Here is a 10,287-nt window from a genome sequence, read left to right on the forward strand (position 1 = left end):
GATGGAACGGATGCCATTCCCCGATTCGGGGATTCCCTGCCAAGCATGCCGTGCGCACGGCACATCCAGCAGCGAACCCCCGAAATGGACTCGGGCGCAGGGAGTTAGGAGAGGTCTCCGCCATTCTTGGAGGCGTACTCCTCGGCCGAGAGCAAGGGGCCCTCGGACTCAGCGGCGACCTTGAACAGCCAGCCAGCGCCGTAAGGATCGTTGTTGATCAGGGCGGGGTCGGATACAACGGCGTCGTTGATTTCGGTGACCTCACCAGTAACCGGCGAGTACAGGTCCGAAACGGACTTGGTGGACTCAACTTCGCCGCAGGTCTCGCCTGCTGTGACAGTCGAACCGACCTCGGGAAGGTCAACGTACACGATGTCACCCAGTGCGTCGGTGGCAACTTCGGAGATACCAACGGACACGGAGTTCCCGTCTCCGCGTGAAACCCACTCGTGCTCGTCGGAGTACTGAAGTTCGGGCGCTACTTTGGGCATTCTGATTCCTTTACGTGTAGTGGCTACATCTAATTGTGTCGCGTCTGGGCCGTGAGCGTGGCTGATTCGAGGGCGTGGGGCAGGATCACCGTCGGCAGGTGGTCACTACCCCAGCACCTTAGCCGTTCACGAAGCGCCGAAGGGCAATAGGATTCGAGCCTGGCGACCGGCAGCATGCGTCCAAGGGAGCATCGCGTCCGCTTAGCGGGCGCACATGCGACGGGGGCCACGCCGTCCGGGTTCCCTGGCCGAGCTTGCGAGGCGAGGGGGACGGTGGGGAGCATGCAGAGGTCGCCAGGCTCGAAAACCCAGAACCTACTTTTGGCGCTTGTAGAACGGCAGTGCGACGACTTCGAACGGCTCGCTCTTACCCCGCAGGTCAATGTCCAGCGCAGTCCCCTGCTCGGCAAATTCGACGTCGACATACGCCAACGCTACCGGGTAGCCGAGCGTGGGGCTGGGCTGACCGGACGTGACTTCGCCAACCACTGCGCCGTCCTTGAGGACCGGGTAGTGGCCGCGTCCGGCACGGCGGCCGAGGCCTTTGAGGCCAACGAGCTTGCGCCCGCTGGTGGCACCAGCGCCGTCAGCCTTCAGGGCAGCGAGTGCGTCCTTGCCCACGAAGTCGCCTTCCTTGGACAGCGCCACCACGGGTCCCAGCCCTGCATCGAAGGGGTTGCCTTCGCGGGAGAGTTCGTTGCCGTAGAGGGGCATACCGGCTTCCAGCCGCAGGGAATCGCGCGATGCCAGCCCGGCCGGGATCAGCTCGCCCTCTTCTGCGGCGTCGGCAATGGCCTGCCACAGGGCTGCTGCGGATTCGTTGGCCACGAAGATTTCGAAGCCGTCTTCGCCGGTGTACCCGGTGCGGGCCAGCAGCAGGTCTTGAGTGCCGCCGTCGAACGTGAACGGGACGTCAACCGCCGCGTAGTACTTCAGTTCGGTGACCAGTGCGTGCTGCCCGGCCGGGACAAGGCGAAGGAGGATTGCTTCCGAGAGGGGCCCCTGAACGGCGATCAGCGAGGTCTCCGCGGAAGCGTCTTCCACCACGACGTCGAAACCAGCCGCGCGCTCCAACAGCGCTGCGGCAACAACGGCAGCATTGCCAGCGTTCGGCACCACCAGGAACTTGTCAGTGCCTTCTTCGGTGGAGGGGCGACGGTACGTGATGAGGTCGTCGATGATGCCGCCGTCTTCCTGGCAGATCAGCGAGTACTTGGCTTTACCGATGGCCATGGCGGAGATCTTGCCCACCAGTGCGTAGTCGAGGAATGCGGCAGCCTCGGGACCGCTGACCCAGACTTCGCCCATGTGGGAGAGGTCGAACAGGCCGGCGGTCTTGCGGACGGCGTGGTGCTCAGCCAACTCCGAGGAGTACTTGAGGGGCATCTGCCAGCCACCGAAGTCGGTGAAGGACGCGCCGAGCTTCTTGTGCTCTTCGTAAAGAGCGGTGTGGTTCTCAGTCATGACCAGTCCTTAGTTTTCGAAGTCTTCGATCGGAGGGCAGGAGCAGACCAGATTGCGGTCTCCGGCTGCGCCGTCGATGCGGCCAACGGGCGGGAAGTACTTGTCCTGCTTGAGGTGGTGGACCGGGAAGGCGGCCTGCTCTCGCGGGTACGCGCGGTCCCAATCGGAACTTACGACGGCGGCAGCCGTGTGGGGTGCGCGGCGCAGCGGCGAGTTCTCCACGGCAAAGTCGCCGTTGGCCACCTGGTCGATTTCCTTGCGGATGGTGATCATGGCTTCGATGAAGCGGTCGATCTCCACGAGGTCTTCGGACTCGGTGGGCTCCACCATCAAGGTGCCCGCCACCGGGAAAGCCAGCGTGGGCGCGTGGAAGCCAAAGTCGATGAGGCGCTTGGCAACGTCTTCAGCGGTGACGCCGGTCTTGGCCGTCAGCTCGCGAAGGTCCAGGATGCACTCGTGTGCCACCAGTCCGCCTTCGCCGGTGTAGAGCACCGGGAAGTGATCGTTGAGGCGGGAAGCGATGTAGTTAGCAGCGAGCAACGCAGACTTAGTGGCTTCGGTGAGCCCCTGCCCGCCCATGAGCTTCACGTAGGCCCAAGAGATCGGCAGCACGCCGGCGGAACCGAAACGGGAAGCCGAAATGGGGACGTCGTTGCCTTCGGTCCAGGATGCCGCATCGCCGGGCATGAACGGCGCGAGGTGTGCCTTGGCTGCGACCGGGCCAACGCCCGGACCGCCGCCGCCGTGCGGGATGCAGAAGGTCTTGTGCAGGTTCAGGTGGGACACGTCGCCGCCGAACTTACCCGGCTGTGCCAGCCCGACGAGTGCATTGAGGTTGGCACCGTCGATGTACACCTGGCCGCCGGCCTCGTGGATGGCATCGCAGACTTCGCGGACGTCGGCGTCGTAGACACCGTGCGTGGACGGGTAGGTGATCATGATGGCCGAGAGGGCATCCCGGTGGGCTTCGATCTTGTTCTTGAGGTCAACGTGGTCGATGGTGCCATCGGGTGCGGTGGCCACTACAACAACCTTCATGCCGGCGAGCACTGCTGAGGCCGCGTTGGTGCCGTGGGCTGAAGCAGGGATCAAGCAGACGTTGCGCTGCTCGTCGCCACGGGACAGGTGGTAGCCGCGGATGGCCAGCAGGCCTGCAAGCTCACCCTGGGAACCGGCGTTGGGCTGGATGGAGACTTGGTCGTAGCCGGTGATCTCGGTCAGCTGGGCTTCGAGGTCCTTGATCAGTTCACGCCAGCCTGCGGTCTGCGAATCCGGAGCGAACGGGTGGATGGAGGCGAACTCCGGCCAGGAGATGGCTTCCATTTCGGCCGTGGCGTTGAGCTTCATGGTGCACGAACCCAACGGGATCATGGTGCGGTCCAGCGCGAGGTCACGGTCGGAGAGCTTGCGGATGTAACGCAAGAGCTGGGTCTCGGAGCGGTGCGTGTTGAACACCGGGTGCTGCATGAAGTCACTCGAGCGCTCCACGGAGGACTCCAGCGCAAAGCCTTCAGCGGCTTCGGCCACCGAAGCGCCAAAGACCGCTGCGACGTCGGCGACTACCGCCGTCGTCGTGGTTTCATCAACCGAGATACCCACAGTGTCAGCGTCGATGCCGCGAAGGTTGATGCCCTTTGCTTCGGCAGCGGCGACGATCTCCGCGGCCTTGCCGGGAACGCGGACGGTGATGGTGTCGAAGAAGGAGCCGTGGAGGACCTCGACGCCGGCAGCCTTCAGGGACGCTGCGAGGGTCCGTGCGTGGCTGTGGGCGGTTTCGGCAATTGCTTTCAGGCCTTCGGGGCCGTGGTAGACGGCGTACATGGAAGCGACGATGGCGAGCAGCGCCTGCGCGGTACAGATGTTGGATGTGGCCTTCTCGCGGCGGATGTGCTGCTCGCGGGTCTGCAGCGCCAAGCGGTAGGCGGGGACACCGGCGTCGTCCTTGGAAACGCCCACCAGACGGCCGGGCATGGAACGCTCCAGACCCTTCTGGACCGCCATGTAGGCAGCGTGCGGGCCGCCGAAGAACAGCGGAACGCCCAGGCGCTGCGCGGAACCAACAGCGATATCGGCGCCCTGCTCACCCGGAGGGGTGATAAGCGTCAGGGACAAAAGGTCGGCCGCAACGGTGACCAAGGCGCCGCGTTCCTTCGCCTCAGCGATCACGGCTGAGTGGTCGAATACGCGGCCGGAGACACCCGGCTGCTGCAGGACGACGCCGTTGATGGCACCTTCGGGGAGACCGAGCGACAGGTCGGCGACTTCAACTTCGAAGCCGAGAGCTTCGGCGCGGCCCTTCACGATGGCGATGGTCTGCGGCAGGCAGTCGGCGTCGAGGACGGTCTTGCCGTCCTGGGCGGCCTTGTTCTTGTTGGCGCGGCGCATCATCAGGACGGCCTCGGCCACAGCCGTTGCTTCGTCCAGGAGGGAAGCATTGGCGATCGGAAGCCCGACGAGGTCCTGAACCATGGTCTGGAAATTAAGGAGAGCTTCAAGGCGGCCCTGCGAGATTTCCGGCTGATACGGGGTGTAGGCGGTGTACCAGGCCGGTGACTCGAGGATGTTGCGGCGGATCACCGGAGGCGTGACGGTGTCGTAGTAGCCCTGGCCGATCATCTGGACGGCGGTCTTGTTCTTGGAGGCGAGCTTGCGCAGCTCCGCCAGCACCTCCACTTCGCTCAGCGCGTTTTGCAGCGTAAGGGCGACGTCCTGGCGGATGTCGTTCGGAACGGCGGTGTCGACCAGTGAATCAACGGTGTCGTACCCGACGGACTTGAGCATGGTCTCAATGTCGGCCTGGCGGCGGGCGCCGATATGCCGATCAACGAAGGTGGTGGAGGCAGAACTTACCGTCACGAAGGAACTCCAATACTTGGGCGGCGTTTGGGTACGCCACAGCGGCTCGGGTTCCCCCCCGCTCTGTATTGGACCTGAGAGTTTCCGCGCGTAGTTGGACAACCATCGCTTGCACCGTCGGTGAGCACAACGTCCAAGGACGCCTGCTGCTTTCCAGAGTTGCCTCGCCGCGGCGGTGCGTGGGCCTGAGAGATTCCTGGGGAGGGTTTGCTCCTACGGCGCCTGCATCACATGCCTGCAGGACTCTCCCGCCGCAGATCATAGGCAATGTTCAGTTGTGTATGACCCGGTTCAGGGCAGGCCACAAGGGTTAATTGTCCTACGCGGCGGGCGCCGCCGCAAATGGACGACGAGCTACTTCCGCAGCCGGTCCAGGACTCCCAGCAGAATGTCGACGTCGGCCTCCCGGCTTGCGTTCCCATCCTGCTGGCCGCCCTCAAACATTGCGTTGAAGTACAGGCCGTCGCCCATGTAACTGACGGCCTTCGCCACCTCCGGACCAACGTCTTCGGCCAGCACGTCCAGCCACTGCTGCTGGATGCCGGCGAACCTGCGGCGGGTTTCTTCATGGGCCACTTCGGCCAGGCGGGTGGCGGCCACGAAGGCGCGGTCCATGGGAGTGCCTGCCCAGAGGGAGGAGCGGATGAAGTACGCAGCGGAGCCGTCCGGAGCGGCCTTCATCTGTTCGATGTCCTCCTGGGCCAACTCATCCAGGCGTTCCAGCAGGGCGCTGATCAGCGACTCCTTATTGGGGAAGTGATACAGCAGCCCACCCTTGGAGACCCCGGCGCGCTTGGCTACGGCGTCCAGCGTGGCAGCCCGCTCCCCCACTTCAATCAGGAGGGCTTCATAGGCATCCAGGACAGCGTCCCGGGCAACTGGTTTTCGTGGCATGAGTACATCATTCCCTAAAGGCTTGGGGGGTTCCATTTGAAACTATACCGTCTGGACGGTACAGTTAGTGACATGTTCTCGCCGTCCTCAACCCAAGCACCCCGTTCCGCTCGTCCCGTCGTGGGCCAGGCAGCACCGTGGCTCGACTGGACGGCCCTGGCACTCCTGATGTTCCCGGTGCTGCTGGTTGCCGTCGACAACACCGCGCTCACCTTTGCCCTGCCCGAAATCGCCCGCTCCTTGGATGTGGGCGGCGTGCAACTCCTGTGGATCGTTGACGCGTATCCACTGGTACTGGCAGCGTTGTTGGTGTCCATGGGTAACTTGGGCGACAGAATCGGACGACGGCGGCTGCTGCTGATCGGCAGCACAGGCTTCGCTGCGGTGTCGGCTGCTACAGCGTTTGCACCCACCGCGGAATGGCTGATTGCCGGGCGTGCCGGCCTAGGCGTCTTCGGCGCCATGCTGATGCCGTCAACCCTGTCCCTGATCCGGAACATCTTCACCGACCCCAACCGTCGCCGGCTGGCGATCGCCGTGTGGGCTGCCGGGTTCTCCGGTGGCGCCGCCCTCGGCCCGATCTTTGGCGGCTGGCTGGTTGAACACTTCTGGTGGGGTGCCGTCTTCCTGGTGGCAGCATTCCTGCTCCTGCCACTCCTGGCTTTTGGGCGGGTCCTGATTCCGGAGTCCAAGGACTCCAATCCGGGACGCGTGGACGTGCCCAGCATCGTGCTGTCCGTGGTCACCATGGCGCCGTTCGTTTACGGCATCAAGGAATTCGCAGTGCACGGCTTCGGCGCTTCGGCTGCAGCCTTCATGGGCTTCGGCGTGGTGATGGGCATTCTCTTCGTCCGCCGCCAGCAGCGGATCGAAAGCCCCATGTTGGATGTCGCGTTGTTCAAGAACAAGGTGTTCAGCACGGCCATCATTGCCAACGTGCTGTCCCTCTTCTCCATGACCGGCTTCATCTACTTCTTTGCCCAGCACCTGCAGCTGGTTGAAGGGCAGTCCCCCATGGAGGCAGGTATCGCGATGATTCCTGCTCTCCTGGCCACGGTCATCGCGGGCCTGTTGGTGGTGCCGCTGGTGAAGCGTGTCCGGCCCGGCTTCGTGGTGGCTGCCGGCCTGACCCTGAGTGCCGTGGGGTACTTGGTAGTGGTGGTTGGCGACCACGGCAGCGGCCCCGTGTTCCTGTTGTCAGCACTGACCGTCCTGGCTGTTGGTGTGGGCGCTGCGGAGACCATCTCCAACGACCTCATCCTGGCTTCAGTACCTGCGGACAAGTCCGGAGCGGCCTCGGCTATCTCCGAAACCGGCTACGAGCTCGGATCGCTCCTGGGTACGGCCGTGCTCGGCTCCATCCTCACGGCCTCCTACCAGCACAACCTGATCATTCCGGACGGCATCTCCGAGCAAGCTGCCGGGAACTCCGGCGAAACGCTCGCCGGCGCAGTTGATGCGGCGGCGGCCCTGCCGGCCCCCTTGTCTGAGGCCTTGACCCACGCCGCCCGGACAGCTTTCGAGTCCGGCGTCCACATCACTGCGGCGATTGGGCTGGTACTGATGGCCGGCGCGGCAGTGCTCGCCGCCGTCGTACTCCGGCGTGTGCCCAAGGCGCAGTGAAAAACACAGCGCCGAAGGCGCAGTAAAACACAAAACGGGAAGGCCGGGTCGCTCAGCGGCCCGGCCTTCCTTCTGGCGTGTGCGGTCTAAACCGCGCTGTTGAGTGAGGACCCCAGGCCCAAGCCGCGGGTAATGCCCCCGGTGGTTGCTGTGGCCAGCGCGGAAAGGTAATCATTCCGACGCCGGGCGGTGATACGGGACTCGGGTTCGAACACCTGATCCGGCGTGTCAGCGTAGTGGGCGGCCAATCCGTCGCGCATGAGCCGGATGCCCTCGGCGCGCTGCTGCGATACGGCGGCGTGGGTGGAACCCAGTTCCTCGGCGAGCTCCTTCACGGAACGCCCGGCCAAGTAGATTTCCTGGATCACGAAACGCATCTTTTCCGGCAAGGCTTCGACGGCGGCACGCAGGTACTTGATCCGCTCGTCGGCCAGGACCGAGTGCTCCGGAGACGCCGCGGGCGACGCCACGGTGTCAGCGACCACTTCGTCCAGCGATGAGAGCGTTCGCGCGGCATCCACCAGCGCTGCCTCCACATGGCTGCGTTCCACGCCCAGGGCGGACGCCATCTCGGCAACGCTGGGGCTGCGGCCCAGAACGCCGGTCAAGGTCTCCTGGATGGCCATGGTTTCCTTGATCCGCTTGCGGGCCGAGCGGGTGGCCCAGTCACCAGCCCGCATCTCGTCCGCGAACGCGCCCACGATCCGCCGGCGCGCGAAAGCACCAAAAGGAACGCCCAATTCCGGATCAAAGGAGTCAGCCGATGTAATCAGCGCAACCGAGCCAACAGAAGCAAAATCATCGCGCGACAAGTGCGAGGCGCGCGCGCAAAGGTCAGAGACCAAGTAACCAACGAGCGGAAGGTGCTGCAACACCAGCTCGTTGCGCTGTTCGCGATTCAAAAGTGAGTCCCCCCATGAGACCGGATTATTGAGTTGCAAGAACCTGGAATTACGTGGTTTCAAAACGGCGCCAAGAGACCAATCACAGCGACGATTTGGGACTACGAACAGGTACGTGTTCAGTGAACATACCACCTGAAAACCACTCTGCGTGTACGCTCAACAGAAGTAACCATAAAGCCTGCCAAATCGTGATTTTGGCAGGCCATAAAAATGAAGTGGGGAACCGTGGGGGCGGACGAGCTATCGGCAACGCTGTGGCGCGAGCGGAGGCAACTTGATTTCTTGCTTTTCCTTCTCGAAACGCAGCTCCTGCACCTCCGGGCAGGCAACTGGCACCGGCTGGATTTCACTGCGGCCGAGCTCGAAAAAGTCCTCGAAAACCTCCGGTTTGAATCCCTTGCCCGGGGAGTTGAAACCGCCGGGCTGGCCTCCGAATGGAAGGCGCCGGACCATCTGACGCTTCCCTCCCTCATTTCGATCGCGCCACCGGGAATCTGGCCCGAACTCCTTGAGGACCACCGTCTCGCGATGGCCGCTCTGCTTGCGAAGATTGACGACGCCGTTGCGGCCAATGTCGCGCTGCTGCAGGCAACGCCTTCATTAGGCCGGGCCGCCCGCGAGGTTTCGGAGCTGGACGCTGTTTCGCAGCCGGACGCGGGTTCGCAGCCGGACGCGGGTTCGCAGCCGGACGCGGGTTCGCAGCCGGACGTTGGTTTGCAGCCGGACGCGTGTTCGGATCTGGCTGGATCTGATCTGGCCGGTTTCGACGACCTGGCAGTCCTCGCTCGCGACGCGAATGTTCAACGCGCCGTGGCTGCAACGCAGGGTGCCTCGCTTCCAACGCTGCGGGATTACCTGGGGCTGGGCTAAACACCCAGACCCTCTCTCACCCACCGCACCCATCCGGCCAACCCTCTCTCACCAACCGCACCCATCCGGCCAACCCTCTCTCACCCACCGCACCCATCCGGCCAACCCTCTCTCACCAACCGCACTCATCCGGCGGCGGCACGGAATAAGACGTAAGCGGCGAGTGAGACGACCGCGGCTCCCACAACAAGGGGCGTCCGGTTGCCAGTGCTTCCTTGGCCTTGTTCCTTTTCGGCACGTGCATGATTCCCGCGATGAAGAGGAACACCCCGCCCGCTAAATCCCGCGGGAAGCGCCCAACCAGGCACCAGCGCGAGAAGACCCGCGAGTCCCATGCTGACGTTGGCCATGCCGAGTTCGCGTGTGAGTTGCGTTTCCTGGGCGGTCGGGATGGCCGCACCTACGATCGCTGCGGTGAGCCCCTTGCCGGCCAGTTGGGCTACGCACGCGACCAGTAATCGTGAGCCGACACCCCAAAACACCCACCACTTGCCGAACACCAGCACGGGGTCGCCGCCGATGACGGTCATCTCAAGCACAGCAGCGACGACGGGCAGCGCCACCGTCTGCGCGATGACCACAATGAAGTACCCCCTGGGATCTAGCCCCTTTGAGTTCCGCCCGAAAGCCCCAAAATATCCATGCCGTCAATAACAGGCGACTACCCGAGGTGAGAGAGGATCGGCCAAAAACCGACGAAAGGTGAGAGAGGATCACCCAAAAACCCACCAACGGTGAGAGAGGATCGGCCAAAAACCGACGAACGGTGAGAGAGGATCACCCAAAAACCCACCAACGGTGAGAAAGGATCGGCCAAAAACCCACCAACGGTGAGAGAGGATCACCCAAAAACCGACGAACGGTGAGAGAGGATCACCCAAAAACCCACCAACGGTGAGAGAGGATCGGCCAAAAACCGACGAAAGGTGAGAGAGGGTGCTAGTCGGTGGTGGGGGCAGGGGGGCGGAGGGCTGCCAGGAGGTTCTCGGCGTCGGGACCCGTCTGGGTGGCAGCGAGGTTGGCCGCGGCGATGGCCGCTACTACTTCGCTCCGTTGGATGGACACACCCCGTGGAGCCTCGATTCCGATCCGAACGCCGTCGCCGCGCCCTTCCATGACCGTGATGACGATGTCGTCCCCGATCATGATCTTTTCGCCCGGCTTACGCGTCAGTACCAACATGC

Annotated in this window: 9 protein-coding genes and 1 riboswitch; of the genes, 2 read left to right on the forward strand and 7 right to left on the reverse strand. The window is 63.7% G+C overall.

Annotated features, from left to right (window positions below; all coding sequences use genetic code 11):
* Positions 1 to 104 precede the first annotated feature (104 nt).
* From gcvH to BMY91_RS07585, 4 genes are all read right to left on the reverse strand, one after another.
* Positions 105 to 491 carry a glycine cleavage system protein GcvH gene (gcvH, locus tag BMY91_RS07570; protein WP_090820475.1) on the reverse strand — a complete coding sequence of 129 codons (387 nt, stop codon included), beginning with the start codon at positions 489 to 491 and terminating at the stop codon, positions 105 to 107.
* Positions 492 to 806: 315 nt separating this feature from the next.
* Complete coding sequence (gene gcvT, locus BMY91_RS07575) at positions 807 to 1,955, reverse strand: glycine cleavage system aminomethyltransferase GcvT (protein ID WP_090820477.1); 1,149 nt, start codon at positions 1,953 to 1,955, stop codon at positions 807 to 809.
* A 9-nt stretch (positions 1,956 to 1,964) separates the two neighbouring features.
* Positions 1,965 to 4,811, reverse strand: coding sequence for an aminomethyl-transferring glycine dehydrogenase (gene gcvP / locus BMY91_RS07580; protein WP_090820479.1), 2,847 nt, complete (start codon positions 4,809 to 4,811; stop codon positions 1,965 to 1,967).
* A 163-nt stretch (positions 4,812 to 4,974) separates the two neighbouring features.
* A riboswitch (glycine riboswitch) is annotated at positions 4,975 to 5,072 on the reverse strand.
* A 93-nt stretch (positions 5,073 to 5,165) separates the two neighbouring features.
* Complete coding sequence (locus BMY91_RS07585; protein WP_090820481.1) at positions 5,166 to 5,705, reverse strand: TetR/AcrR family transcriptional regulator; 540 nt, start codon at positions 5,703 to 5,705, stop codon at positions 5,166 to 5,168.
* Between the two features lie 72 nt (positions 5,706 to 5,777).
* On the opposite strand from BMY91_RS07585, the gene BMY91_RS07590 reads away from it, so the two are divergent.
* Positions 5,778 to 7,328 carry an MFS transporter gene (locus tag BMY91_RS07590; protein ID WP_090820483.1) on the forward strand — a complete coding sequence of 517 codons (1,551 nt, stop codon included), beginning with the start codon at positions 5,778 to 5,780 and terminating at the stop codon, positions 7,326 to 7,328.
* Positions 7,329 to 7,414: 86 nt separating this feature from the next.
* Here BMY91_RS07590 and BMY91_RS07595 read toward each other — a convergent pair whose 3' ends face one another.
* Positions 7,415 to 8,230, reverse strand: coding sequence for a sigma-70 family RNA polymerase sigma factor (locus BMY91_RS07595; RefSeq protein ID WP_090820485.1), 816 nt, complete (start codon positions 8,228 to 8,230; stop codon positions 7,415 to 7,417).
* Positions 8,231 to 8,443: 213 nt separating this feature from the next.
* On the opposite strand from BMY91_RS07595, the gene BMY91_RS07600 reads away from it, so the two are divergent.
* Positions 8,444 to 9,103 carry a hypothetical protein gene (locus BMY91_RS07600; protein ID WP_143054047.1) on the forward strand — a complete coding sequence of 220 codons (660 nt, stop codon included), beginning with the start codon at positions 8,444 to 8,446 and terminating at the stop codon, positions 9,101 to 9,103.
* A gap of 125 nt (positions 9,104 to 9,228) precedes the next feature.
* On the opposite strand, the gene BMY91_RS07605 is transcribed toward BMY91_RS07600, so the two are convergent.
* On the reverse strand, positions 9,229 to 9,684 hold the full coding sequence (locus tag BMY91_RS07605) for a hypothetical protein (RefSeq protein WP_090820489.1): 456 nt from the start codon (positions 9,682 to 9,684) through the stop codon (positions 9,229 to 9,231).
* Positions 9,685 to 10,042: 358 nt separating this feature from the next.
* Positions 10,043 to 10,285: a carbon storage regulator CsrA gene (gene csrA / locus BMY91_RS07610; protein ID WP_090820491.1), complete on the reverse strand. Its 243-nt coding sequence runs from the start codon at positions 10,283 to 10,285 to the stop codon at positions 10,043 to 10,045.
* Positions 10,286 to 10,287: the final 2 nt, after the last annotated feature.

This window comes from Arthrobacter sp. yr096, assembly GCF_900108925.1.
GTDB lineage: Bacteria > Actinomycetota > Actinomycetes > Actinomycetales > Micrococcaceae > Arthrobacter.